We start from the raw sequence: 25,619 nt of genomic DNA on the forward strand, positions 1-25,619 counted from the left end.
TCTTGCAAGTATGCCCAACCATGAATAACGCACTGAAGTTCTATATCGATGGCGCTTGGGTGGAACCGCTGGGTGACAAGCGAATTCCGGTAATTGATCCTTGCAATGAACAGCCTTTTAGCGAGATAGCGGCTGGTGATGTACACGACGTAGACCGCGCAGTCGCGGCGGCCAGGCGCGCCTTTGCCTCGTTCTCGCAGACGACGCCTGCGGAGCGTATCGGGCTTTTACGCCGAATACTCGAAATCTATATAGAACGCTACGACGAGATAGCCGAGACGATCTCGCGGGAGATCGGCGCGCCGAGGTCGCTGGCCTACGACTGGCAGGCTGCGTTGGGCCGCCGCCATCTCGAGGAGCTATTGATAACCTGCGATTCCTTCGCATGGCAGCGCAACAAGGGGACTACACTCATCCGGCATGAGCCGATCGGCGTCGTGGCGTTGATCACGCCCTGGAACTGGCCCATGAACCAGATCGTATGCAAGGTTGCCCCTGCTCTGGTCGCCGGTTGTTCGATGGTGTTGAAACCGAGTGAAGTTTCACCGTTGAATGCAGTGCTGTTTACCGAAGTGCTCGACGCGGCGGGAGTGCCGAATGGCGTATTCAATCTCGTCCAGGGCGACGGCGCGACAGTCGGCGCTGCGCTGTGCGCGCATCCCGATGTCGATATGGTGTCGTTTACGGGATCGACTCGCGCAGGAGTGCAGATAGCCAAGCTCGCCGCACCGACCGTCAAGCGCGTGCATCAGGAGTTGGGCGGGAAATCTGCCAATCTGCTTCTGGATGATGCCGATTTCGAACTGGCAGTAACTCGAGGCGTAAACAGCTGTTTCAGCAACAGCGGCCAGTCGTGCAATGCGCCTACGCGCATGCTTGTAGCTGCCTTTCGCCACGCCGAAGCCGTCGACATTGCAAGGCGCGCAGCGCTCGCGCACAAGGTCGGTCCGGCCAACGCGCCGGACACGACATTGGGGCCGGTCGTCAGCGCCGTCCAGTTCGATCGAATACAGAAACTGATCGCTCGTGGAATCGAGGAAGGCGCAACACTCGTCATCGGTGGCCTCGGCCGGCCCCAAGGTTTCGAGTCGGGTTATTTCGTCAAGCCGACGGTATTCGCAGACGTGCGCCCCGAAATGACAATTGCCCGCGAGGAGATATTTGGCCCTGTGCTGGCGATCATTCCATATCGAGACGAGAAAGACGCCATCAGCATCGCCAACGACAGCCCCTATGGACTGGCAGCGTATGTGCAATCGGCTGATCTCGAACGCGCGCGCCGTGTCGGGTTCCAGCTGCGTGCCGGCAGCGTCCATCTGAACTACCCGGCCTGGGATCCGGGCGCGCCATTTGGCGGATACAAGCAATCAGGCAATGGGCGCGAATACGCCGAATGGGGTCTGGAGTCTTTCCTCGAGGTGAAGGGAATCGTCGGATATGGCGTGTAGCCGTATTTTAAAAATAGATAGCGCGCGTCGTATGGCATCTGCGAGCCAGGCAGGCTGCTAAGCAGCCTGTTTGCGCAAGCTGTCCGCGATGCGTTCCGCGATCATGATCGTCGGGATATTCGTGTTTGCGCATGGAATGGACGGCATCAGCGATGCATCGCAGATGCTCAGTCCTTCCACCCCATGTACGGAGCCGTCCGGCCCGGTAACGGCCTGCGGATCATCGATCGATCCCATGCGGCAGGTCCCGCAGGGATGCCATGTCCCGCCGACCGATTCCTTGACGAATTCAGTCAGCATCCGGTCATCGGCAAGCAGAGCGTCGAGTGTCGTATTTTTCGTGATCACTCTATGGATCAGAGGCGAACGAAGCGGTCCGGGGATATCGAGCAGAAAGCTCAGTGTGCCGCGCTGCATTGCGTTCCACGTACTGGGTCTGTTGATCGATGCAACGCGCGGCGAATAGCTCGATGGAAATATCGGCCCGAGCTCCTTGGCGAGTATCGGGTCGGCGAACGTTTGCGCGCCTGTTCGAACCGCATCCTTCAGCCGACCGAGGTCGCGTGAATCGGAGAGCATGGAGAATTCGACGACCGGCTCGGCGTCGGCGAGCGCGGAAGCAAGCGTCACGCGACCGCGCGAATACGATTTGTTGACCCAGAAAAAAATGGTGCCCAGGCGATAGCCGATCGAATGCCAGCCGGAGCGCGATAGAATCGCGCCGTGCATGTCTCCGGCCGGTGTACCGGGCCGGCCGGACGAGTAGCGGATAATCGCCTGCTCGTGATGTTCGCCAGACACCGGCGCGCGAAGGTGGGGCGGAAGAAAGGCGGATACTGCAATCGACGGATGTTCCATCAGATTGCCGCCGACGCCGCTACGCGCGGCGACGATCGGGATACCGAGTTTCATCAGCGAGTCCGGTGGTCCTACGCCGCTGCGCATCAGCAATGCCGGGCTGTGGATTGCACCAGCACAGACGATGATATGCCGCGCCTTCAGCGTCTCGGATGAGCCATCCGCGCGTTTGACATCTGCGCCAACTGCGCGGTGGCCATTGAATAGAATCCGCTCGACTTGGGCATCCGTTACGATGGCCAGATTGGGGCGGGCGCGAGCCGAGTCGTCCAGGTAGCAGACCGATGTCGGAATCCGTTCGCCATTCTGGCTGACCGCGATTGATCCGATAAAGACGCCGTCCTCCCATGGCCCGTTCTGATCTGCGCGCAGCGGATGGCCGTGGCGGCCGAAGGCGTCGATCACGCCGCGCACAAAGGGAGACAGCTGTTCGGCGCGTGCGCGCTGAATGCGTATCGGACCGCTAGTGCCATGCAACGGTCCGGAAAAATCGCAATCGTGTTCCAGTTTCAGAAAATAGGGCAGGCAGCTTGCCCAGGTCCAGCCGGTGGCGCCGAGTGCGTCCCATTCGTCGTAGTCGGCGGGCGAGCCGCGGTTGGCCATCAATGCGTTGATGGCCGACCCGCCGCCCAGAAGGCGTGCCTGCTCGTAGCGGCGGTCCGCAGCCCAGGCGCCCATTTGTGCTCGCAGTGCGCCCCAGAGATTGCGCGGGTCCAGATAGGCGCGGCCCGGATAGCGACTCCGTATTTCGTCGGGCAGGGTGGCTTGCGTCAGATCGCGTCCGGCTTCCACCAGGCATACGCGCTTGTTCGCATCCTCCGATAACCTGGCGGCCAGCACGCAACCGGCCGAGCCGCCGCCAATTATCAGAAAATCGAACATGCGACTATTGCTGCATGAACTTGAGCCAACGCGCTTTTGCCGCAATGCCATCCTTGGACGCCCACCATTGCTCGGACAACAATGCCTGCTTGGCCGCGTTAGCCGGCGAACTTGGCAGCTCTGCCGCACGTTGCGTCGAGATCTTGCCGGTACTGTACGCGGCCGGGTTGCCGGGGCCGTAGTCAATGTATTTCGGAAAATTCGCCTGAAGATCCGGGGAAACCGCGGTATCGACAAAGCGCACCGCATTGGCGAGATTCGGCGCGTTTTTCAAGATGCAAAGCTGCGTGTTCTGCAAGATGCCGTCGTTGTACGTGAAGGCAATGTCGGGATTGTCTTTCATGACCGCGCTGGCTCGGCCGTTCCAGATCATTTCCATGTCGACTTCGCCGTCGTGCAGCAATTGGGCTGACTGGCCGCCGGAGGTCCACCAGACCGCAATATGCGGTTTGATTTGCGCCAGTTTTTTGAATGCGCGATTCACGTCGAGCGGATAGAGCTTGTCGCGCGGGACGCCGTCGGCCAGCAGGGCAGCCTCCAATACCGTCGTAGGATCGTTGCGCAGCGCGCGCGTGCCGGGGAAATCCTTGACGTCCCAGAAGTCCGCCCAGCTGTGCGGAATTTTCTTGAGCGTCTTTTTGTTATAGGCGATTACGGTCGAGTAGAACTCGTAGGGAACGGAATAGGGCGTGCGGTACTTCGCAGGTATGGCAGCCGAATTCGGCATTTTCGAGAAATCCAGCTTCTCGATCAGCCCGTCCCGGCCTCCACGCAGACAGTTGGACATGGGTGTGTCGACGACATCCCAGATGGGTTTGCCTGTCGTCCCCTGGGCCTTTATTTGCGGCCAGGCGTCGGGAATGCTGTCCTGCACGATGGTGATGCCCAGCAGCTTTGCCGCGGGATCCAGAATCGCCTTGGTCTGGGCTTCCTGATATACGCCGCCTTGCGACACGAAGGTAATCTTGCCGCTGGCGTACACGGCAGGCGCGGCACATATGCATCCAACTGCGACCGATGCGATTGTCATGGCCTTCAAGGGGAAATTCTGCAATTTGCTCACGATCGCTCCTTGATTCTGTTGAAGGGGGGATTTGTCTTCAGTACGCCTTGCCCCTTATGGACACCATCCGCTCACAGTGTTCTGGTTTGACAGGCTGGATCGACTATATGTGAACCTATTTCGTGGTGACAACGCCGAAATTGTTGGAGCCGGCATTACATGAAGTCATGTTGTCGGCATGCATTTCCATCGGTGCGACTGGTATCGGCTTTCCAAAATGACTAACGCCTCAAAAGCTGGATGCTCCAACTTTTGAGGCGTAGAAGAAAAACCTCGAAGGGGGCAGGCTGGACGCCTGCCCTGGCAGCGCGGACGGACTTGCTTAGAAGTCCATGCCGCCCATGCCACCCATGCCGCCGCCGGGCATGGCGGGAGCAGCGGGCTTGTCTTCGACCAGCTCGACCACGGCAGCTTCGGCCGTCAGCAGCAGGCTGGCGACGGAAGCGGCGTTCTGCAGAGCGGTGCGGGTGACCTTGGTCGGGTCCAGCACGCCTTGCTCGACCAGGTCGACGTACTGACCGGTCGCGGCGTTGTAGCCGTAGTTGCCCTTGCCGTTGAGCACGTTGTTCACCACCACGCTGGCTTCTTCGCCGGCGTTGGTGACGATGGTGCGCAGGGGTTCTTCAACCGCGCGCAGGATCAGCTTGATGCCGGCGTTCTGGTCGGGGGTGTCGCCTTGCAGGCCGGTGATGGCTTGCTTGGCGCGCAGCAGGGCCACGCCGCCGCCAGCCACAACGCCTTCTTCCACCGCGGCACGCGTGGCGTGCAGGGCGTCTTCGACGCGGGCCTTCTTTTCCTTCATTTCGACTTCGGTGGCAGCACCGACGCGGATCACGGCAACGCCACCGGCCAGCTTGGCCACGCGTTCTTGCAGCTTCTCGCGGTCGTAGTCGGAGGTGGCTTCCTCGATCTGCACGCGAACTTGCTTGACGCGCGCTTCGATGTTCTTGCTGTCGCCGGCGCCGTCGATGATCGTGGTGTTTTCCTTGGCCACTTCGATGGTCTTGGCCTGGCCCAGTTCAGCCAGGGTCGCCTTCTCGAGCGACAGGCCGGTCTCTTCCGAGATCACGGTGCCGCCGGTCAGGATGGCGATGTCTTCCAGCATGGCCTTGCGGCGGTCGCCGAAACCCGGCGCCTTGACGGCGGTGGTCTTGAGGATGCCGCGGATGTTGTTCACCACCAGGGTCGCCAGGGCTTCGCCCTCGACGTCTTCGGCGATGATCAGCAGCGGGCGGCTCGACTTGGCCACTTGTTCCAGCACGGGCAGCAGATCGCGGATGTTGCTGATCTTCTTGTCGTAGATCAGGACATAGGGGCTGTCCAGCGTGGCGACTTGCTTGTCGGGGTTGTTGATGAAGTAGGGCGACAGGTAGCCGCGGTCGAATTGCATGCCTTCGACGACGTCCAGCTCGTTTTCCAGCGACTTGCCGTCTTCGACGGTGATGACGCCTTCCTTGCCGACCTTGTCCATCGCGTCGGCGATGATCTGGCCGATCGAGGCATCGCTATTGGCCGAAATCGAGCCGACCTGGGCGATTTCCTTGCTGGTGGTGACCGGCTTCGAAATCTTCTGCAGTTCAACCACGGCGGCGGCGACAGCCTTGTCGATACCGCGCTTCAGATCGATGGGGTTGAAACCGGCGGCGACGTACTTCAGGCCTTCCTGAACGATGGCCTGGGCCAGCACGGTGGCGGTGGTCGTACCGTCACCGGCGTTGTCGGAGGTCTTGGAGGCGACGTCCTTGACCAGTTGGGCGCCGATGTTCTCGAACTTGTCCTTCAGTTCGATTTCCTTGGCAACGGACACGCCGTCCTTGGTCACGGTCGGGGCGCCGAACGAGCGTTCGAGCACGACGTTGCGGCCCTTGGGACCCAGGGTGGTCTTGACGGCGTTGGCGAGGATATTCACGCCACGGACGATGCGCACGCGTGCGTCATCGCCGAACAGAATTTGTTTGGCAGCCATTTCTCAGCTTCCTTATTTGAATTCGGGTTAAAGCGAAATTACAGGATCACGGCGAGGACTTCGTCCTCGCGGATGACGAGCACTTCGTCGCCATCGACCTTCACGCTCTGGCCGGCGTACTTGCCGAACAGCACCTTGTCGCCGACCTTCAGGTCGACCGGCAGGACCTTGCCGTCTTCGGTTTTCTTGCCGGGGCCGACGGCCAGGACTTCACCTTGATCGGGTTTTTCAGCGGCGCTGTCGGGGATGACGATGCCTGAGGCAGTCTTGCGCTCGTTGTCCAGGCGTTTCACGATCACGCGATCGTGCAGGGGACGCAGGGCCATTTGGAACTCCTAATTCTGTAAAAGAAAAGCCAATGGGATTGGTGCGGGTGACACGGGAGGCAGACTTCCTGGAGCCAGAAGGCGACGGGAGGTGTTAGCACTCACCGATGACGAGTGCTAATTATAGGGGCAGGACGGGAAGGTTCAAGAGGGGGGCAGAATTCTTACGGTCGAATCTTTTGTCGAATTTCACTCAAGTTGGAATTTATTTCATTGAAAATAGAACTGTCCCCAAGTGCTAGATCCTTATTTCATGCGGTTTCCCGGCCGATTTTAAGAGATGAAATATCTTCCTTGAATCGGCCTTTTCGACCCAAAAATTAGTCACTCCGAAGGGCATTTAGTCTAGAAAAAATGTAACAAAATAAATCCGAGAATTGAATTTCGACTTAGATGAGAGCTTCAAGAGGCGTTGCCGCTTGGGTGCCTCGGCCTCCGGATCCCATCCTCATCATCACAAAGACCCGTTCGACCGTCTGCTGGTTGTACAAGCGCTGACCGAACCCCTGAGGCGTGCTTACGCACGACCCGCTTGTGGCTTTGTACAGTGACACGATCCTGCAGGCCTAGATTTGGATGGCGCCCGTACCGACCGCGGCTAGCAACACCACCCAGGAAATAACCCAGGTGTAAAAAAATGCGTGGCGCAGGTGTTGTCCGAAGTCAACCTCGGCAAGCCCCGCGGCAAGATACGCGCTGCCGACCATCGGGCTGATGGCGAAGCCAACGTTTTCGCCAATCATCATGGCGTGTGCCACGGATTCCGGTGAAATACCGTACGGCGTCACCATTTTCACGGCGATGGGGAGGATCCCGAAGTAGTAAGCATCCGAGCCGATTCCCATACCGATCGGTGCGGCGAAGACACCCAGGACCAGGTGGACATAGGGCCCCAAGGCGGCGGGCATGACCGACACGAGAGCATTGGCCAATTGATCCAGCATGCCGCTGTGCGTCAGCACCCCGAGAAATATCCCGGCGGAAAACAATACCGCCGCCAGCAACAAAGCCTCTGAAGCATGGCGTTTGATCATATCCATTTGATCTTTCGCCCCGCCATAATTGACTAGCAATGCAAGGGCCAGCCCCACCATAAAAACCAATACACCAGGTAGGCGCGGGAACGCGACGAGGCAGAAGATGACTGCAGCCGTCAGGCTTAGATTAAAGATGTACCGCAACTTCGGCACCGTCAAGCTCGACTTGAGTCCGGATTGCGCATCGGCGGCATCGATGGGCTCGGTGGGGCGGACCTTCCTTCCTAGCCACCATGCAAGGGTCATGGTGGCCACAAGACCGATCAGTTGCGGAATCAACAATGGACGCCATAGATATACGGGATCGGTCTTGAGGACGCTGGCGGCGCGTAGCGTCGCGGGCGTCCATGGCAGCATATTCATAATGCCCGCGGTCATTCCTGCAATCATCGGCAAGTGCAGGGTATTGATTTTCAATCGACGATAGATGGGCAGGAAAGCAGTAATGGTAACGACGTAAGTCGTGGCGCCCGCGCCATCCAAATGGCAGATCGCCGTGACCAGAACCGTAGTCATCATTACCAGGGATGGGTTGGCGCCTGCTTTCCTGACGACCGCCCGTACCAGCGGGTCAAACAGGCCTTGCTCGCTCATCAAACTGAAATAGAGAATCGCGAAAACGAACAGCGCCACGATCGGAGAGACCGAGTTCATGCCCGCCACGGAAAACTTGAAAATCGTGGTGGGTGGGAAGCCCGCAATCGCGGCCATGACAAGGGGGACCAACACGAACACCACAACGGGAGCCGCGCGGCTGCTCATCAGCAGAACCAGCGTGGCAAGAATCATTACCGCGGCGACGAGCACCATATTTGTCTCCTGTATTTTTGTTGTCTATCGGGATCAAGCCGTGGTCAACCAGGCGATGACATCCCGGACGATTAGATCGGCATTCCTGTCCAGCATCACGAAGTGGGTATTGCCCCGAATGTCTTGTTCGGGCAAATCTAGAACGCTCACTGCGGTCTTTGTGTCGCGCAATCTCTCGACATAACCGTCGACGGTATGGCGATATGTCTGCCACGTGACATGACCCGCGATGTAGTCTCCCCATACCACCAAGTGAGGGGGAAGCCCGGAAATCGCGGGATCGTGATCCGGCGCGCCCGATGGCTCGATTGCCACCACTTTGCGCACGAACTCGGGGGCTTGCCGGGCGGCCTTCAATGCGAAGCCACCGCCCTGGCTATGTCCGATTACAAAGCAAGGTCCCACTCGACGCAAAAGCGCCAAGTAGGCCTGCATGGTGATGTCTTCATGCCCGGCCCATCTAGGCACCCATTGTTTGGCGAATTGATCAAATGCATTGACCGGGAACTGGACGCCTGGATGTGGTCGACGTTGATCGGGGTTTGTTGCATAGCCCTGCGAAGTGCCGAACCGAAACATTTGCCAGGCCTCGTTCTTGCTGCGAAACAGGGGCTCGTCCTTGTAGATTTCTGGGAAGCTGTTCCAGCCAGAACGTCCGCGTTCCACCGCATCGCTGACATAGACATCGAACCCGGCCTCCAGGAAGCGATGCAGCCAGCCTGGACGCCCATCGGGCGTTGTTTCCCAATTCACACCTGTCATGCCGCCGCCATGCCACAAGAGGACCGGAAACGGATGGCGGGGTTGTGCCTGCAAATACCCTTGCACGTACATCTGCCCGGTCTCGTAATCGCCGTTCGGATCCACCGGTCGCGAAGACGCCCCCTGTGCCAGACGCCGGCTCTGAACGGGTCGGTCCGATATCTGCGCGCTTTTTCCGCCGATGTGAAAACTCACCAGTCCTTTCAAGTTCAAGGCCATGGCGCTCAGTTCCTCGCATAGAGCTGATGGCTTTCCTGTGGAAAACAACGAATGCGCGTGCAGTCGATGCCCAGGGCATTCCTGCACAGCGCATCCAGCTCTTGCATAAAGCGTTGCATGACGGCATCGGCCCGATGCGCACTATTGCGGTATTGCACCGACAGATAAGCTGCTCTGCCGTGCAGGGGATGGATTGCGCCGATGACCTGAATCTGAACTTTATTGGCATCAGCCTTCAGTACTTCTAGGCAGAGTTGCTCGGCGCACTCGACGAATCGATCGAACTGTTGGGGCGAATAATGCGGTGCATCGGCCACGGTCAAAGTCACGACTGGCATGGTCTTACCTCCTATTGGCCGCGAATTGTAAGCAGGGCAATTGATGCATACAATCAATTAAATCTGAATAACTATTCTCCTATGAGCATTAATTACAGTCTCGACGACCTGCACGCTTTTTTTGAAATCGCGCGGCTGGGCAGCTTTCACACCGCTGCAGAACGTCTGCACTTGTCGCCCTCCGCGGTAAGTCGCCGCATCAAGGAAATGGAAGATTCCCTCGGGGTGCGGCTACTTGACCGCACGACGCGCTCCGTGGCCTTGACCGAGGCGGGGCGCTGCCTATACGAATCGGCCACGCCGCTGATTTCCGCTCTGGACGACGCCGTGTTCAACAGTGTCCGGCAGGGTCGAGGCGAACATGGTGCGATCTGCATTTCGACTCTTAGTAGTGCCGCCTTCTCCGTCGTGCCTCAGGCCCTGGAGGCCTTTCGCATGCGCTTCCCCAACATACGCATACAGATCATCGACGACACGGGGCGCCGGGTCACCGACAACGTTCTGGACCGCTACTGTCTGTTCGCGTTGACCACGCTAGGCTTTCAGCACAGCGATCTGCACGTGGAGCCTATCGTCATGGATCCCTACGTTCTAGTCCTTCCCAGGGGCGTGCTGCCCCAATCAAAACGTGGCATGAACTGGGTCGATCTGCATCAGATCGGGACGCATGGCATCACGCTCACCGGTCTGCGTAAGACCAGCGCCAACCGGCAGCAAATCGATCAGGCGCTTCGGGCCGTCGGAATCGAAGCCCCTTGGTTCGATGAGGTAGAAAACATACCCGCTATGTTGGGCCTGCTGAGACAGGGGAAGGCCGCCGCGGTCATGCCAGACCTTGCGTTAGGAGCCTGCCGCGATTGGGATCTGGTTTCAATTGCGCTGAAAGCACCGGTGATCGCGCGCGAGATCGGCCTCATCCGCAGAAAAGATACGAGCCTGACTGAGCCGGCCCTATACCTGTGGAAGCAGTTGCGACAAGCGCTGCAAGTCCATCGCACGAGTTCAGCATCGAGACGGCTGCGTACCGGGCGCCAGCCTCCATCGCGATGAATTTCAACGTCGCGCTCTTCAATTCAGTGCTGTAGCACTCCCCTCAAGAGGGCTTCTAAGCCGTCGATTCTAGAAAATCCTCAATCTTGGGTGCACATCAGACGTTCGGCCGAGTAACAGGCCGCTCCCGGATTTTGCCTTGCGCAGTTCTCTTGCGCCATCAGCGAAGACATTCGGCCCTATGCTGCCCTGATCAGTTTGATCGCGCGCTCAGGGCACGCCGTCACGCAAAGGCCGCACGAGCGGCAGGCGTTCGCGTTCGGCGTGTAGGCAACTTTCATTCCATGCACGCGCAGCTTGAGGCGATGCATCAAATCGAGTCCGAGATAATCGTCCTGGGCGATGCGCCGGATCTCGAACACGTTCTCGGGGCAGACTTCCAGGCAACCGCCCTTGCCTTCGCAACGCTTTAAGTCGATGACCGGCGCAATCACGCCCGGCTTCTGTTTGCAGTCGGACGTGGACCCATCGCGCATGTTCATTCTCCCGCGCGCCGGTCGCGGCCCGATCGCCATGCCGTCTGGAAATGCTCCCGTTCTTCGGGCGTCATGGCTTCCCATTTGCGCCAGTGGCGCCGTCCGTGCCAGCCGCCGTGTCCTCGGAAACCGCCGAACAGGATGCGGCTCAGCACCAGCAGGCCCAGCGCATGCATGAAGTCGATCGTATGGACGCCGACGAACAGGGCCGGGATCACCCAGTTCCATAGCATCATCACCAACCACCCGAGCACGCCGATGGCGACCACCATGAGCAGCGCTTTACTTGCACACTTGATTCGACAATTCATCTGTCGGCTCCTTTAAATATCCAGATCGTCATAAATGGTTTGCAGCCGGGCTCGCAGATGCAAGACTGCGTAGCGTTTGCGTGCGAGCAGCGTATTGAGCGCGACCCCGCTTTCGCTCGCCATGTCTTTGAAGGACCGGCCTTCCAGTTCGTGCGCGACGAATACCTCGCGTTGATTGGCCGGCAACTCATCGAGCGCGTCCTGCAAGGTCTTGAGCAATAAGGTTCGGGCGTAGACGGCTTCCGGGCCCGTGTCGTATGCCGGCAGGATGAGGTCCAGGCGATACTCGTTGCTGGCATCGTCATCGGCCTGCGGCAGATCCGCCAGAGGCTGTTCTCTCTTTTTGCGGAAACGGTCGATGATGCGATTGCGCGCAGCACGGAAAAGCCACGCGCTCGCCTGCTCTATCGGCGAGGGAAGCCGGTAGGCCTGCACAAATTCGTGAAAGACATCCTGCAGGATATCTTCGGCATCTTCAGGGTCGCGTATTCGGCGCCGGATGAAATTGACGAGCCTTGCCCGCTCACGCACCACGGTCGCGGTGATGTCGCTGTCTCGGTCGATCGTCGTGTGCGAGGTGGGCGGCGGTTCCATGTGCCTGAAGACGTTTCAGGAACGCGAATATTGTGGCGAGCGTGGGAAATCTTTCCTTGGCCAGCCGATTGCCTGCGCAGCGCCCGCCTACTTCACGGCTTAATCCACCGACCGGGTAAGCGCCGCTTCCATCTCAAGCCGTGCGTCTTCGATGTCGTCCAGCAACGCATCGAGCGCCACGGGACTCGTGTCGATCTCGACGTGCCCGGTCAAGGCCACACCGACGTGCAGTCCGCCGCGCTCGAACAGCTCCCATATCTCTTTGCCGTAATGGGTGGTGAGAAGCGGGGGCGCGGTCTGGCCGAAGAAGATTTTGAGGTTGTCTACATCGCGCTCGAGCATCGCGCGGGCCTCGAGGTTGCCGGCGGCGTTGACGGCCTGCGGCAGGTCGATGATGACGGGGCCGTCGGCGGCCAGCAGAATGTTGTATTCCGAAAGATCGCCGTGGATCAGCCCGGCGCACAGCATGCGCACCACCTGATCGAGCAGCCGGGCATGCAGATCCAGGGCCAGGGTCTCGGTCATTGGCGCATCGCCCAGCCGGGGCGCGACGTCGCCGGCCTCGTCGGTGACCAGTTCCATCAGCAGCACACCGTCGGTGCAGATGTAGGGCTGCGGCACGCGCACGCCGGCGTTGGCCAGCAGGAACAAGGCATCGACCTCGGCCGTCTGCCAGAGTTTTTCCTGCACCTGGCGGCCGTAACGGGTGCCTTTTTCCAGGGCGCGCGCTTCGCGGCTGTTTTTGACCTTGCGGCCGTCCAGATACGACGCGGCCTGCCGGAAGCTGCGCTGCTTTACGTCTTTGTAGACCTTGGCGCAACGCACGGACTCGCCGCAGCGCACTGTGTATACCGTGGCCTCTTTGCCGCTCATCAGTTGACCGAGTACTTCGTCGATGAGACCTTCCTGGAGCAGCGGCATGAGCCGCTTGGGCGTCTTCACGCGGTTTCCGGCAAAGGCCGGTTCGCGCACGAACGGCCGGAGTGGTGGGGAAAATAGTTCATGCACGATTATAGAGGCTAGGTGCACGTAGACCTGAAAGGCCTGATGCGCGTTATCTTGCAAACAATTGAATTCCGGGCGATCTTTCGTGAACGCATAGACCCTATATCCGCCGTATCCGACGGTGGAATCGACAGAGATGGGCAATCGGCTCTCGCCCGCCGGATATCTTTGACCTGGGTCAACTACCGAATAGTCAAATGGATCGATAGTTTCCTGGCCGCCAGGCGCATATGAGGGCACGCGCTTTCGCCCGGGGCCTCTGAAAACACATGCCGCGTTGGGCAACGGCCGCTTCGACGAACTGCTGGAACGAACGCGGTAGCGCGCGCCGAGGCACCAACTGGCCGATATCGAGGACGTCGGCAATGTTGCCGCATGTCTTGACCGCAACACGGCCGCCGCTTTGACCGGCAATATCGAATTCATCGACCGTCGCTACCACTCAGCCGGCTGACGGCAATCTGTCGATGGCTTGGGGATGAATCGCTTTGATCCTGGATCGCGTCCCGGCCGGGCGCGGTGAAATGGCTCTCATGGGAGGAATTGACATGACGCAGGAACAGGCGGCGCAGCAAGAGCACGGGATCGAGACCAAGACTTCGATTGGCCCGCAAGTCCAAGGGCTGACCGAGGCCGAGGCGGCCAGGCGGCTTGCCCAATATGGTGAAAACGTGCTCATCGAGCATCATGTAACCTTGTTTGGACGACTCGCTCGCTTTTTTTGGGGACCCATTCCGTGGATGATCGAGATCGCCGCGTTGCTCTCGGGTTTTTTGCAGCATTGGGCTGATCTCGCAATCATCCTGGCGATGCTGTTTGTTAATGCGGGGGTCGGGTTTTGGCAGGAGTTCAAAGCCGACAATGCGATCGCCCTGCTCAAGCGGCGACTCGCGCTGCAGGCGCGGGTTCGTCGCGACGGCGTCTGGAAGGACGTTCAGGCGCGTTTGCTCGTTCCAGGCGACTTGGTGCTTGTCAAGCTCGGCAATGTAATACCGGCCGATCTGAAGCTTGTGGGGGGCGCCTATCTGAGTGTCGACCAGGCCGCGTTGACAGGCGAGTCACTGCCTGTGGACAAAAAAGTCGGCGACGACGCCTATTCCGGATCCGTCGCGAAGCAGGGCGAAATGAGCGGCGAGGTGACGGCAACCGGAATGAACACCTATTTCGGAAAAACCGCCAGCCTTGTCGAGCAGGCCGGAAACATCTCCCACTTTCAGCGCGCAGTGCTGCGCATTGGCAACTTTCTGATCATGATGACGATCGGTTTGGTGCTGGTGATCGGACTGGCCGCGTTGTTTCGTCGCGACCCGTTGGTTGAAACCATTCAGTTTGCACTCATATTGACCATCGCTTCCATTCCTGTCGCATTGCCGGCGGTGCTCTCGGTGACCATGGCGATCGGTGCCGAACGACTTGCGGCATTGAAAGCGATTGTCTCGCGTCTGGTCGCCATCGAAGAAATGGCCGGCATGGACGTGCTGTGCAGCGACAAAACCGGCACGCTGACCAAGAACGAACTCAAGCTCGGGGAGATAGAGCCCGCTCAGGCAGTCGAGTCAGAGGCCGTCTTGTTGGCGGCGGCGCTCGCCTCGCGCCGCGACGCGCCCGACGCCATCGACGCGGCCATCTTCGCCGGCATGCCATCCTCAATGTCCACGAAGCAGTACACGATAGAAAGCTTTCAGCCCTTCGATCCGGTCGCCAAACGAGCCCAGGCGCAGGTCGAATACGAGGGCCGCCGCTTCAAGGTCACCAAGGGCGCACCGCAGGTCATCGTCGACCTTTGCCATCCCGCCGACAACGCACGACGCGCGATTGCGGCAAGCATCGAACGGGCCGCGTCCAGAGGTTTTCGCACCTTGGGTGTTGCCCAGACCGACGACTCGGGTGAATGGCGTTACTTGGGGCTGATTCCCTTGTCCGATCCGCCGCGTGACGATTGTGCACAGACAATCGCCATAGCCCGGGAAATGGGCGTCGACGTCAAAATGGTGACGGGCGACCACGAAGCGATTGCAAAGGAGATAGCGGGCCAGCTCAAGCTGGGGCAGAACATCGTTGTGGCCGATTCGGTGTTCGAGCACGAAAACGAGAGCGAACAGCTTGAGCGTATCGTCGCCGCGGACGGGTTTGCGCGTGTTTTTCCGGAACACAAGTTCAAGATCGTCAGGGCGCTGCAAGGCGCCGGCCACATAGTCGGAATGACCGGCGATGGCGTGAACGACGCTCCGGCGTTGAAGCAGGCTGACGTCGGTATCGCGGTAAGCGGGGCGACCGACGCGGCGCGTGCTGCGGCGGACCTGGTGTTGACCGCGCCGGGTTTGTCGGTGATCACGACGGCCATAAAGGAGGCGCGCCAGATCTTCGAGCGCATGACCAGTTATGCGATCTATCGCATCGCGGAAACAATCCGCCTGCTGCTTTTCATGACGGCAAGCATCCTGCTTTTTAACTTCTATCCGGTCACGGCGATCATGGTCGTGCTGCTCGCGCTGCTCAACGATTTGCCGATCATGATGATCGCTTACGACAATGCACCCTTTGCGATGAGGCCCGTACGGTGGGACATGGCAAAGGTATTGACCATTGCCACAGCGCTGGGTATCTACGGCGTGCTTGAGAGCTTTGTGCTGTTCTGGATCGTGCGCGACTACCTCGCCTTGCCGCTGCCGCTCGTGCAGGCATTAATCTTTCTGAAATTGCTCGTGTCGGGCCACATGACGATCTATCTGACGCGCAATAAAGGCCTGGTCTGGCAACGCCCCTGGCCAAGCCTGAAGCTTGTCGTGCCTTGTGAAATGACCCAGGTCGTCGGTACGTTGGTCGTCGTGTACGGCTGGTTCATGGCGCCAACCGGCTGGGGGTATGCGTTGCTTGTTTGGGCTTATGCCCTGGTCTCGTTCGGTATCGCGAGTGCGCTCAAGATCGGGGTGTACAAGCTCCTGGACTATCGCGCGGCTCTTCAGTCCCGTCATTTGACTCGCGTGGAGCAACGCTTGACACCCCACTCGACAAAGCTGCGCTGACGGGGCCTTGCATAGATATTCATGCTGGCACTGTGCCGGCGCGTCGATCGAAAGTACACAGTCATGCCAAAAAAATCCTCCGTCAAGTCTTCCGAGATCTCGCTTCTGAGCGTGCCCGCCTTCTGGCCGATGGTGATGGCCAAAGCGCTGATCGACCAGGAGCGCGAGCTTTATGCAAAGAATCTCAAGTTCATTGGCGAGGAGGTCAAGATCCACGGGCAGTTGCGCCCCAAGCTCGCAACGCCGAACCAGGTTCGTCTGGATTTGCGCACCATGACGTTGCGCGATTATGGCTCGCCAGGGTCTGGCATTCCGACATTGGTGAATGCGCCATACGCTGGCCACACGGCCATGATCGCCGACTATCAGGCAGGACAAAGTCTTATCGAAACGCTGCTGGCCAACGGTGTCGGCCATGTGGCGCTGACCGACTGGAAGTCGGCGACGATCGACATGAAAGATCTGGAAATTGACAACTATCTTGCGGAACTTGTTGTCGCAATCGACGATCTGGGCGGGCGAGTCAATCTCGTGGGGCTGTGCCAGGGTGGATGGACCTCGGCGATGATCGCATCGCGTTTTCCCGACAAGGTCAACGCGCTGGTTCTTGCGGGCTCGCCGATTGATACCGATGCCGGCAACGGCCCGATCCGGCGCCTGGTGCATGAATCTCCCTTGTCGTTTTACGAGGAACTCGTGGCGCTGGGAAGCGGTCTGATGGAAGGCCGATTCATGCTGCAAGGGTGGAAGAACATGCACCCCGTCGAGCATTATGTGCAGGACCAGATCGATCTTTACGAGCATATCGACGACCCGGGGTATCTTGCGAAGGAGGAGGCATTCGAGAGCTGGTATGAAAATCCGATCGATTTGCCCGGGCGTTGGTATTTGCAGGCGATCAGGCAGCTATTTCAGGAAAACCGGCTGGTCAAAGGCGAGTTCGTCGGGCTTGGCCGCAAGCTCAGCCTGCGCGACATAAAATGCCCGGTTTATTTGCTCGCCGGTGCCGCGGACGATATTACGACGCCTGAGCAGGTTCTGGACACACGTAAGTACGTCGGGACATCTGCGCATCGGGTTGTTTCGAAGACGGTGCCTGGAGGGCACATAGGCTTGTTCATGGGCGCGCGTACGCTCAAAGAATATTGGCCCGACATCGCTCGATGGATTGCGCGGTAATTGTTCCTCGGCTATCGGGCCTTGCAGCCCAAAAATGTAATGCGCTCCAACCGATCCGCGTGGGGAGAAAAGTGCGGAATCGCGATTGACGTGACTCGGGCATGGAATGGATCAGCGCATGTTTATTGTTTCTCCATGAATATGCGATGATCTGCAACGAGGTTTTCCAGGAATTCCAGGTATGAAATCGGAAAGACTGCAGGCATTTACCGACGGCGTCGTGGCGGTCATCATCACCATCATGGTGCTGGAAATGCATCCTCCGCATGACGTGACGTTTCAGGCCTTGTTCGCGCTGTGGCCGGTCTTCATGTCCTATGTTCTGAGCTATATCTACGTCGGTATCTACTGGAACAACCACCATCACTTCGCCCACCTGATCCGCGAGGTCACGGGCGGCATCCTCTGGGCCAATCTCGGCCTGCTGTTCTTTCTGTCGTTGGTGCCGTTCACCACGGCATGGGCTGGAGAGCACGGCTTTGCGCCGCTGCCCACGGCGCTGTACGGCGCCTCGCTATTGGCTACCGCGCTCGCCTGGAACGTGTTCCAGGCCACCATCATGCGTGCGCAGGGCGAGGCGTCAGTGATGAAGCAGGCCTTGGGTGCCGACTGCAAGAGCAAGGTCTCGCCCTTGCTCTACCTGGCCGGCATTGCGCTGGCCTTTGTGGCGCCGATGGTGTCCTATCTGCTGTATGCCCTGGTGGCCGCGCTGTGGATCATTCCCGACCGCCGGGTCGAACGTTTTCTCAGGACGTTCGAGCGCAACTGAACGCGCGCCTGGCCGCTTTGCCCAGGCTCGCCGCTGTGCCGCTACGTCTGCGCCGCCCACTGCGCCAGCGTGGCGATGGTGTTGATGTTGCGGGCCGTGCCGTCGCGCGCGGCGGGTATCTTCAGCTTCGAATTCGCCATGCCTTGGCCGTAGTGGACATAGATCTCGCGCTTGCCGGGGGCGACCTTCTCGTCGTTGCGGCCCGAGATGCTCTCGATCAGGTCCTCGGGCGGCGCCTTGTCCAGGAAGATGGCAACGGTGCGGTTGGGCGCCTCGCGCGCGAACGGATTGGCATCGAGCACCGCGGCCATTTCCGCGGCAGTGCGCACCACGACGCCGACCGGTTTGCCGGCATAGTCGTGCAGGGCCGCAGCCAGCGCCGCCTTGATCGCGTCGGCGCTGGCCTGGGCGTGAAAGACCACATTGCCGCTGGCGATGTAGGTGCGGACGTTGGAAAAACCCAGGGCTTCGCACTGAGCCTTGAGTTCGCTCATGGGCAGCTTGCCCGTTCCGCCGACGTTAACGGCGCGCAGCAGGGCGACATAGGCGGTCATGGTGTTTTTCCTTTCTTGGCGCGTGGGTCGCAGCAAGTGGCTGATGCAGGCAGTTCCATAGATTGATCGTGGCGTAGCTGCGCCACGGGCTCCATGTCTGGGCCAGTGTGCTGATTTGCTTGGGAGTGCGGGGCGCCAGGGCTTTTTTAATCCCGATGTCCGTCGGCAGGAAGGCGTCGGGCCAGGCCATTGCGCGCAGGGCGATGTACTGGGCGGTCCAGGGGCCTATGCCCGGTAGTTCCAGCAGCTTCTGCATTTCGCGTTCGGGCTGCGAGCCGGGTCCGAAGCCGATCTCTTGCGCGGCCAACGCCTGGGCCAGCGCGCGTAGGGTCCGCGCGCGCGTTCTGATGATGCCCAGCGGGCCCATGTGGCTCTCGATGTCGCCGTTCAGGGCGAGGATGCGCTCGGGGGAGGGGAATACATGGGACAGGCCTGGGATGGCGGTCTGCACGGGCGTGCCGTAGCGGTCCACGACCCGGGCGGTCAGAGTGCGGGCGGCCCCGACGGTGATTTGCTGGCCGAGCACCGCCCGGACTGCCATTTCGAAGGGGTCGAAGCTGCCGGGCAGCCGCGTTCCGAGCACCTGCAGGCCTGGCGCCAGGCTGTTCATCGCGCTCAGTCCCTCGTGCACGGCCGCGGGGTCGCAGCCCAGGTCGAACAGGTGCCGCACGCGCGCCAGCACCGGCGCAAGCACGGGAAGCAGCGACACCGATACCTCGAGGTCCAGGGCTCTTTTTTTGGGCAGATGCTTCACACGGATCCAGCCCGAATGCGATTTGCCGTCATGCCCGGCAAGGGCGACGGCCCTGGCGTAGGCGCCGTCCTGGATGACTTCCACCCCAGGTATGGCGCGCAACGCCAGAAATGCAAGCATGGCGTCCCATTGGTAGGGAGGCCGGTAGCTCAGCGTCAGGTTGATCTGCGCCGCCGATTCCACCTGCTTTTCTTTGCGGCGGCGTAGGGCCGAGGGCACGAGCCGATACTGGCGCTTGAATAGGGCGTTAAAGCGTCTGAGGCTGCCGAAACCCGCGGCCATGGCCACATCGACGACGGACAGCTCGGTGTCGGTCAGCAGGTTCTTGGCCAGAAGCAGCCGGCAGGTCTGCGTGTACTGGATGGGCGTGACGCTGAACTCGGCGGCGAACACCCGGCGCAGGTGCCGGTCGGTGCAACCGAGCCGGCGCGCAAGTTCTTCCAGCGAGCTATCGCTGCCGCAGTTGTCCTCCAGCAGCCTGGCCGCGCGCCTGGCAAGCGATGCCGAAGCGTCGATCGGCGCATTGCCCGGGGCCAGCTCCGGACGGCAGAGCAGGCAGGGCCGGTAGCCTGCCTGCTCTGCCGCCGCGGCCGTCCGGTGGAACGAGCAGTTCTCGAACTTGGGGACTTTTGCGCTGCAGACCGGGCGGCAGTAGATGCCCGTCGACGACACGGCGACGAAGAACCGTCCGTCGAATCTCGCATCCTTTGCCTTGAGTGCGGCATACCAGGCATCGCGATTGTCGTCGGCCATCGATGTTTTCTCCATAGGCTGGACTCTATCGGTCATGCGCGCATTTTTCCCGCCATTTTCGGACATGAGGGCGCATGGGGGAAACAGCCTTACGCATCGCCCAGCAAGAGCGCGTTCAAGTGGACCCCCGAGGCCGCGTTGGCAAAGCCGTCGAAACGGCCTTGGGCCAAAGCCTGCGCGGCGGCCATGAAGCCGCCCCAGGCCGAACGCGCCAGTCCTCCCCCGACGCTGACGCGGCGCACGCCCAGGGCGGCGAGATCATCGAGCGTAAAGGGCGAGACGCTCCCGACCAGGACGTTGACCGGCTTGGGGGACACGGCCCCGACCACGGCCTCGATCTGTTCACGGGTCTGGATCCCTGGCGCATACAGGCAGTCGGCCCCGGCGTGCGCGTAGGCCTTCAAGCGCGTCAGCGCATCGTCCAGATCGGGAACGCCGGCCACGAAGTTCTCGGCCCATCCGCTATTTCACACTAAAATTCCGGGACCCGAACTTTCAGGCTTGCAGCCATGACTACGCAGATCGATCGTCTCAATACCGCGCTTGTCGTGATCGATCTTCAGAACGGCGTCGTGGCACACGCCTATCGGCGCGACCAGGTGCTGGGCACGGTCAACGCGCTGGTCCAGCGCGCGCGGCGCGCGCGCGCGCCGGTTGTCTGGATCCGCCATGGCGACGAGGATTTGAAAGCGGGCAGCCGGGCGTGGGAGATCGCAGCCGAACTGGCCCCCGCGCCGGACGAGGTGATCGTCGAGAAGCGCTACCGCGATGCATTCGAAGGCACCGATCTTGAACAGGTGTTCTCCAGGCTGGGCGTGGGCAAGCTCTTCGTGGCCGGCGCCGAGACGGACATGTGCGTGCGCTCGACCCTGCACGGCGCGCTTGTGCGCGGCTACGATGCCATCCTGGTCGGCGATGCGCATACGACGATAGACAGGACGCAGGAAGGCGTGCCCGACCCGCAGGGGGTGATCAATCACACCAATTTGTACTGGAGCAATCAAAGGGCGCCGGGGCGCTCGGGCGGGGTGATCCAGAGTGCGGACGTCGATTTCGAGTAGCGCGCCGGTTTGCGCGTAAAAGGAAGTGCATCGTGCATCCCCATGTCCACGCGGTCTATGCTTTTCTCGACCTGACCGGAACCTTCGCGTTTGCCGTCAGCGGCGCGGTCGCCGCGCGGCAGAGGCGGCTTGATCTGTTCGGCATCGCGACGGTCGCGTTCATGGTGGCCTGCGGCGGGGGCATCGTGCGCGATGTCTGTATCGGCGCGACGCCCCCGGTCGGGCTTTCGAACTGGCACTACCTGGCGGTTTCGCTGGTGGCGTCGGCGCTCACGATCATTGCCTATCCGCAGGTGCGGCGCCTGCGCCAGCCGGTGCTTTTCTTCGATGCCATCGGGCTGGGTCTGTTTGCCGTATCGGGCGCCGAGAAGTCGCTGGTGTACGGGCAGAGCGTCGAACTCGCAATTCTGCTGGGCACGGTGAGTGCGGTCGGCGGCGGCGTGATGCGCGACGTGGTTCTTTCGCGCGTTCCCGCCATCCTTGAACGTGATATCTACGCCCTGGCCGCGCTGCTGGGCGCGGCGGTGCAGGTGGGGTTCATCTATGTAGGCTGGATAGACTGGTGGACGCCGTGGTTCGCCACGGCCGTGTGCGTCGTGGTGCGGCTCGCATCGCTGTATTTCGGCTGGCGCCTGCCGGTGTTCGCAGACGGCGCAAAGCGGTGACCCGCCGGCTGGCTCATTGCACTGGCAGGATCTTCATGCCGTTGGTGCCGCCGCTGTCCCGGTAGACGTCCCCTTTGGTCAGTATGACCCAATCGCCGGCTTGCACCAGCCCGCGCTGCTTCAGTTCCTCGATCGCCGCATCGCTCAGTTGCGCCGGATCGTAGGCGGCCGGATCGAAGGGCACGGTGTACACCCCGCGAAAGAGCGCGACGCGGTTCTGCGTGGCGGGGTGCGGGCTGTAGCAGTAGATGGGTATGCCCGAACGTATGCGCGACATGATGAGCGGCGTATGGCCGCTTTCGGTCATGGCGATGACGGCCTTGACGCTGCGAAAGTGATTGGCCGCGTACATCGCGGCCAGTGCGATGGTCTCATCGCAGCGCGAGAAGGTTTCCTCCAGCCGATGGTGCGAATGCGTGGTCGAGGGGTTCTTCTCGGCGCCCAGGCAGACGCGGGCCATGGCCTCGACGGCCTCGATGGGGTATTGCCCGGAAGCGCTTTCGGCCGAGAGCATGACGGCGTCGGTGTAGTCCAGCACCGCGTTGGCCACGTCGGAAACTTCGGCGCGCGTGGGCAGGGGGCTGGAGATCATCGACTCCATCATCTGCGTGGCGGTGATGACCATCTTGTCCAGGGTGCGGGCGTGCTGGATGATGCGCTTCTGGATGCCGACCAGCTCCGCGTCGCCCACTTCGACGCCCAGGTCGCCGCGTGCCACCATGACGCCGTCGCTGGCGCGTATCAGCGAGTCCAGCGCCTCGTCGTCGGCTACGGCTTCGGCTCGCTCGATCTTGGCGATGATCCAGGCCTGGCTGCCCGCGGCGCGCACCAGCGCCCGCGCTTGGTCGATATCCGAGCCGTAGCGCGGAAAGGACACGGCCACGTAGTCCAGCTGCAGATCGGCGACGATCTTGATGTCGGCGCGGTCCTTGTCGGTCAGGCTGGGCGCCGACAGGCCGCCGCCGCGGCGGTTGATGCCTTTGTTGTTAGACAGCGGTCCGCCGATCGTGACGGTGGTGTGCACGCAGTCCGCGCCCACGCTGTCCACGCGCAGCACCACGCGGCCATCGTCCAGCAGCAGCTCGTCGCCGGGACGGCAGTCATGCACCAGTTCCGGGTATTCGATGCCCACGATATCGGCGTTGCCCGCATCGTGGGGGTGGCTGTTGGACAAGGTGAAGGCCGCGCCGACCTTGAGCGTTACCTTGTCCTGGGCAAAGCGCGCGATGCGTATCTTCGGCCCTTGCAGATCGCCCATCAATGCCACGAAACGTCCATATTTGGCGGCGGCTTCGCGCACCCGCTGCGCGCGCTCGCGATGGTCGTCGGCGCTGCCGTGCGAGAAGTTCAGGCGGGCCACATCCATGCCCGCGCGAACCAGCGCTTCGATGCGTTCAGGCGACGAGGTTGCCGGGCCCAGCGTGGCGACGATTTTGGTACGGCGCAGTACGGTCATGACAATCCTTTGGGGAAGAAATCGCGGATATCGGCGACATCCATTTCACCGATCTGCGCGGCCAGAAGATGCGGCACGCGCGCGTCGAACAGCGGGATGGGAACCAGGTGGTCGGGCTGGAGCTCGCAGAGTTTGTCGGAAGGGGCCATGCTCAGGCAACTGCGGCACACCATGGGGCGATGCGCGTAGATCGCGCATTTGCCGCCTTTGCCGGGAGGCAGGCTGGGTTCCGCGGCGAGAAACGGGCAGGGCCAGGCGTAGCTGTGTCCCATATCGGGCCGGGTCGAAGCGGCCGATGTCTCGTTGCGTCCGGGGCTGACCTGGGACGGCGGCGTTTCCGGAGCGACGCCAATGGCCTTGCCGATCAGTTCGGCTTCGACGCGGGTGATGGTCACGGGCGTATAGCAGCAGTGCGAACAGTGGCTGGTCATGCAGGCAGACAGGGGCTGCGCGATCTGGTTCAGCCGCTCTGTCAGTTCGCGCAGCCAGGCCATGCGGGTTTCGCGCGGCAGGTTTTCGTCCTGCGTGGCCTTGACCAGTACGGACAGGGTCGAGCGGTCCTCAGCCAACCGCTGCCGGACTTTTTCCACCTGTCCGGGGGCATAGGCAAGGGCCTGTTCATAAGCTTTACGCAGCGCTTCGGGCAGGATGGATGCGCTTTGCGCGACCTTCGCGTCGGATTGTTCACGATTCGCGGCAAAAATCTTTTCGATCTGTGCGATCGTCAATACCGGTTCTTGCATGGTTTCTCGTGAGTGGGGGCGGAAGACCAGGGGCACATTCTAGGGTCAAGCCACGGCTGACTGCATCAAGGGTGTACCCGTGCCGGATCAGGCCGGAGTGCAGATGCGCCGGTTGCGCCGCGCATGGCAATCGTAGTGCCATACCACCACGTGTGGCAGGCCGGCGATGTGCTCGGCTTGCGCCAACTCGCTTTCAATGTATTCGGTGATGCCCAGCTCGACCAGCGCGCGGCGCTTGAATTCGGCTGCCGGGATGTCCAGTGACGGCCGCAGCAGCAGGCGGGACGGCGCCAGTCCGTGGCGGGCCAGCCAGGCTTCGGTACGGTCGCGGTCTTTTTCCAGCCGGCCTGAAACGATGAGATCGCCGCTGCGCCAGTCGGGATGCGGCGCCAGGGCCGGCAGGCGGTCGCGCGCGGCCAGCGCGGCCTGCAGGTCGCTGGTGTACAAGGCCGCCGGTACGTCTTCCAGGAACACCCCGTCCAGGTCGAAGGCGGTGAGCCAGCAGGCCAGGTCGTCGTGGCCGGTACGGTCGGGCGAGGTGGGGGCCAGTTGCGAACGCTCCCAGGCAAAGAGATAGCGCTCGCCTGCCTGCAGCTTGGCACCGTAATAGTCGGGCACGTGCCGGCTCAGGTCGTCCCAGCAAACCACCATGAGATCCACGTGGGCGCCGCGCTCTTGCAGCGCATGTCGGACGCGCTCTAGCGTATGGCCCTTGCCGGCCACGTCTTCCACCAGCAGCAGGCGCGCGGTGCGGTGCGGCGGCAGGTTGTGCAAGCGCACCGTGCCGGCGGCTCTGTCATAGTAGGCTGTGCCATGCGCGATGCCGGTCATCTGGCTGAGCATGGTGGCCAGGTATAGACCGCCGCGCGCCAGGCCGACAATGGCGTCGTAGCGGCAGGCCATGACTTCGCGTCGATGGTGCAGCGCGATGTTCTCAATGTCCTGGTACGAGAACCAGCGGCGCCGTTCGCCGCCGAGGTCCACGAGCGTGCCGATGGGAAAGTGGGGGGCGGGATGCATGGCCTGGTATGCGGTTTGGATTACGATGTTGGTCTTTCGTGCACGTAGCCATGCATTCTAGTCTTCCTATACGTACTGCCTGCCCGCCCGGCGCCTGCGCCTGCGGCCGCGAAACGCTGCTGGCCGATCCGCGGGCGGACCAGCGCGTATTGCTGTTGACCAAGGCGGAAGAAAACAAATTGGTAGAGCGTCTGGAAAGCGTCGAAACCCTGGCTGAACTGCGGCGTATGCAGGTCAGGATGCAGGACCTTTTGGGCCTGGTGGTGCGTATCGCGCCGGGTCCCAACGAAGTGCACACGATGCGCGGCTTCGAGATCCGCATCGAGGACATGCCGGGGCTGTGCAGCAAGACGCGCCAGGCCATCCCGGCGGCCATACGGCGCGGCCTGCAACGCCGACCCGAGATCGCCTACGCGTTGCTGAACGAGCGTGATCTGCTGGCCGATGCCTGAGGATTGCCGCGCTGCGCGACGCGCCCCGGAAAAGGAGATTCG

The 25,619-nt window shown here is 61.1% G+C and carries 24 protein-coding genes and 2 pseudogenes; 9 read left to right on the forward strand and 17 right to left on the reverse strand.

Annotated elements, in window-relative coordinates; all coding sequences use genetic code 11:
* The first annotated feature begins 20 nt into the window (after positions 1-20).
* Complete coding sequence (locus tag H143_RS0109585) at positions 21-1,448, forward strand: aldehyde dehydrogenase family protein (protein ID WP_019938024.1); 1,428 nt, start codon at positions 21-23, stop codon at positions 1,446-1,448.
* Between the two features lie 57 nt (positions 1,449-1,505).
* Here the strand turns inward: H143_RS0109585 and H143_RS0109590 are convergent, their stop codons facing one another.
* From H143_RS0109590 to H143_RS20355, 7 genes are all read right to left on the reverse strand, one after another.
* On the reverse strand, positions 1,506-3,188 hold the full coding sequence (locus tag H143_RS0109590) for a GMC family oxidoreductase (RefSeq protein WP_019938025.1): 1,683 nt from the start codon (positions 3,186-3,188) through the stop codon (positions 1,506-1,508).
* Between the two features lie 4 nt (positions 3,189-3,192).
* Positions 3,193-4,218 carry an ABC transporter substrate-binding protein gene (locus H143_RS0109595; RefSeq protein ID WP_051094475.1) on the reverse strand — a complete coding sequence of 342 codons (1,026 nt, stop codon included), beginning with the start codon at positions 4,216-4,218 and terminating at the stop codon, positions 3,193-3,195.
* Between the two features lie 355 nt (positions 4,219-4,573).
* Entirely contained in the window at positions 4,574-6,217 is a 1,644-nt protein-coding gene (groL, locus tag H143_RS0109600) for a chaperonin GroEL (protein WP_019938027.1), read from the reverse strand.
* A gap of 38 nt (positions 6,218-6,255) precedes the next feature.
* On the reverse strand, positions 6,256-6,543 hold the full coding sequence (locus tag H143_RS0109605; protein ID WP_019938028.1) for a co-chaperone GroES: 288 nt from the start codon (positions 6,541-6,543) through the stop codon (positions 6,256-6,258).
* Between the two features lie 566 nt (positions 6,544-7,109).
* A complete protein-coding gene (locus tag H143_RS0109610; protein ID WP_019938029.1) occupies positions 7,110-8,390 on the reverse strand; it encodes a CitMHS family transporter in 1,281 nt (426 codons plus the stop codon).
* 33 nt (positions 8,391-8,423) lie between these two features.
* Positions 8,424-9,371 carry an alpha/beta fold hydrolase gene (locus H143_RS0109615; protein WP_019938030.1) on the reverse strand — a complete coding sequence of 316 codons (948 nt, stop codon included), beginning with the start codon at positions 9,369-9,371 and terminating at the stop codon, positions 8,424-8,426.
* Positions 9,372-9,376: 5 nt separating this feature from the next.
* Positions 9,377-9,709 carry a hypothetical protein gene (locus tag H143_RS20355; protein ID WP_019938031.1) on the reverse strand — a complete coding sequence of 111 codons (333 nt, stop codon included), beginning with the start codon at positions 9,707-9,709 and terminating at the stop codon, positions 9,377-9,379.
* A gap of 81 nt (positions 9,710-9,790) precedes the next feature.
* Between H143_RS20355 and H143_RS0109625 the strand changes: the two genes are divergently transcribed.
* Entirely contained in the window at positions 9,791-10,759 is a 969-nt protein-coding gene (locus H143_RS0109625; protein WP_019938032.1) for a LysR family transcriptional regulator, read from the forward strand.
* A 179-nt stretch (positions 10,760-10,938) separates the two neighbouring features.
* Here H143_RS0109625 and H143_RS0109630 read toward each other — a convergent pair whose 3' ends face one another.
* The 4 genes from H143_RS0109630 to H143_RS0109645 form a co-directional block, all read right to left on the reverse strand.
* Complete coding sequence (locus H143_RS0109630) at positions 10,939-11,235, reverse strand: 4Fe-4S dicluster domain-containing protein (protein WP_026349891.1); 297 nt, start codon at positions 11,233-11,235, stop codon at positions 10,939-10,941.
* A 2-nt stretch (positions 11,236-11,237) separates the two neighbouring features.
* Complete coding sequence (locus H143_RS0109635) at positions 11,238-11,546, reverse strand: hypothetical protein (RefSeq protein WP_026349892.1); 309 nt, start codon at positions 11,544-11,546, stop codon at positions 11,238-11,240.
* Positions 11,547-11,558: 12 nt separating this feature from the next.
* Entirely contained in the window at positions 11,559-12,140 is a 582-nt protein-coding gene (locus H143_RS0109640) for an RNA polymerase sigma factor (protein WP_019938035.1), read from the reverse strand.
* 99 nt (positions 12,141-12,239) lie between these two features.
* A complete protein-coding gene (locus H143_RS0109645) occupies positions 12,240-13,082 on the reverse strand; it encodes a PA4780 family RIO1-like protein kinase (protein ID WP_026349893.1) in 843 nt (280 codons plus the stop codon).
* Positions 13,083-13,395: 313 nt separating this feature from the next.
* On the opposite strand from H143_RS0109645, the pseudogene H143_RS23260 reads away from it, so the two are divergent.
* The 4 genes and pseudogenes from H143_RS23260 to H143_RS0109665 all read left to right on the forward strand — a co-directional run.
* A pseudogene (locus H143_RS23260) lies at positions 13,396-13,599 on the forward strand (SDR family oxidoreductase); the annotation flags it as partial.
* A gap of 94 nt (positions 13,600-13,693) precedes the next feature.
* Positions 13,694-16,171: a plasma-membrane proton-efflux P-type ATPase gene (locus H143_RS0109655; protein WP_019938038.1), complete on the forward strand. Its 2,478-nt coding sequence runs from the start codon at positions 13,694-13,696 to the stop codon at positions 16,169-16,171.
* Positions 16,172-16,192: 21 nt separating this feature from the next.
* Positions 16,193-17,350 (forward strand): alpha/beta fold hydrolase, encoded by a 1,158-nt coding sequence (locus H143_RS0109660; RefSeq protein ID WP_019938039.1) that lies wholly within the window; start codon positions 16,193-16,195, stop codon positions 17,348-17,350.
* Positions 17,351-17,531: 181 nt separating this feature from the next.
* Positions 17,532-18,119 (forward strand): TMEM175 family protein, encoded by a 588-nt coding sequence (locus H143_RS0109665; RefSeq protein WP_019938040.1) that lies wholly within the window; start codon positions 17,532-17,534, stop codon positions 18,117-18,119.
* A gap of 41 nt (positions 18,120-18,160) precedes the next feature.
* On the opposite strand, the gene H143_RS0109670 is transcribed toward H143_RS0109665, so the two are convergent.
* From H143_RS0109670 to H143_RS21385, 3 genes and pseudogenes are all read right to left on the reverse strand, one after another.
* On the reverse strand, positions 18,161-18,673 hold the full coding sequence (locus H143_RS0109670) for a DUF1697 domain-containing protein (protein WP_019938041.1): 513 nt from the start codon (positions 18,671-18,673) through the stop codon (positions 18,161-18,163).
* Positions 18,639-20,180 carry an AlkA N-terminal domain-containing protein gene (locus H143_RS0109675; RefSeq protein ID WP_019938042.1) on the reverse strand — a complete coding sequence of 514 codons (1,542 nt, stop codon included), beginning with the start codon at positions 20,178-20,180 and terminating at the stop codon, positions 18,639-18,641. Before H143_RS0109675 ends, H143_RS0109670 begins: the two co-directional genes overlap by 35 nt.
* Positions 20,181-20,269: 89 nt before the next feature.
* Positions 20,270-20,641, reverse strand: a pseudogene (locus tag H143_RS21385) (isocitrate lyase/phosphoenolpyruvate mutase family protein); the annotation flags it as partial.
* 48 nt (positions 20,642-20,689) lie between these two features.
* Here H143_RS21385 and H143_RS0109685 point away from each other — a divergent pair.
* Together H143_RS0109685 and H143_RS0109690 are read left to right on the forward strand one after the other, a co-directional pair.
* Positions 20,690-21,241, forward strand: a complete 552-nt coding sequence (locus tag H143_RS0109685; protein WP_019938044.1) for an isochorismatase family protein — start codon at positions 20,690-20,692, stop codon at positions 21,239-21,241.
* Positions 21,242-21,273: 32 nt separating this feature from the next.
* A complete protein-coding gene (locus H143_RS0109690) occupies positions 21,274-21,906 on the forward strand; it encodes a trimeric intracellular cation channel family protein (protein WP_019938045.1) in 633 nt (210 codons plus the stop codon).
* A gap of 13 nt (positions 21,907-21,919) precedes the next feature.
* Here the strand turns inward: H143_RS0109690 and pyk are convergent, their stop codons facing one another.
* From pyk to H143_RS20365, 3 genes are all read right to left on the reverse strand, one after another.
* On the reverse strand, positions 21,920-23,362 hold the full coding sequence (pyk, locus tag H143_RS0109695; protein ID WP_019938046.1) for a pyruvate kinase: 1,443 nt from the start codon (positions 23,360-23,362) through the stop codon (positions 21,920-21,922).
* Positions 23,359-24,105: a YkgJ family cysteine cluster protein gene (locus H143_RS22960; RefSeq protein WP_019938047.1), complete on the reverse strand. Its 747-nt coding sequence runs from the start codon at positions 24,103-24,105 to the stop codon at positions 23,359-23,361. The genes pyk and H143_RS22960 overlap by 4 nt, the downstream gene beginning before the upstream one ends.
* A gap of 87 nt (positions 24,106-24,192) precedes the next feature.
* The gene (locus H143_RS20365; protein WP_019938048.1) at positions 24,193-25,125 is read right to left on the reverse strand and encodes a phosphoribosyltransferase family protein; all 933 of its coding nucleotides are present in this window, start codon (positions 25,123-25,125) and stop codon (positions 24,193-24,195) included.
* 50 nt (positions 25,126-25,175) lie between these two features.
* On the opposite strand from H143_RS20365, the gene H143_RS0109710 reads away from it, so the two are divergent.
* The gene (locus H143_RS0109710) at positions 25,176-25,577 is read left to right on the forward strand and encodes a hypothetical protein (protein WP_019938049.1); all 402 of its coding nucleotides are present in this window, start codon (positions 25,176-25,178) and stop codon (positions 25,575-25,577) included.
* Positions 25,578-25,619: the final 42 nt, after the last annotated feature.

The organism is Bordetella sp. FB-8 (assembly GCF_000382185.1).
Lineage (GTDB): Bacteria > Pseudomonadota > Gammaproteobacteria > Burkholderiales > Burkholderiaceae_B > Bordetella.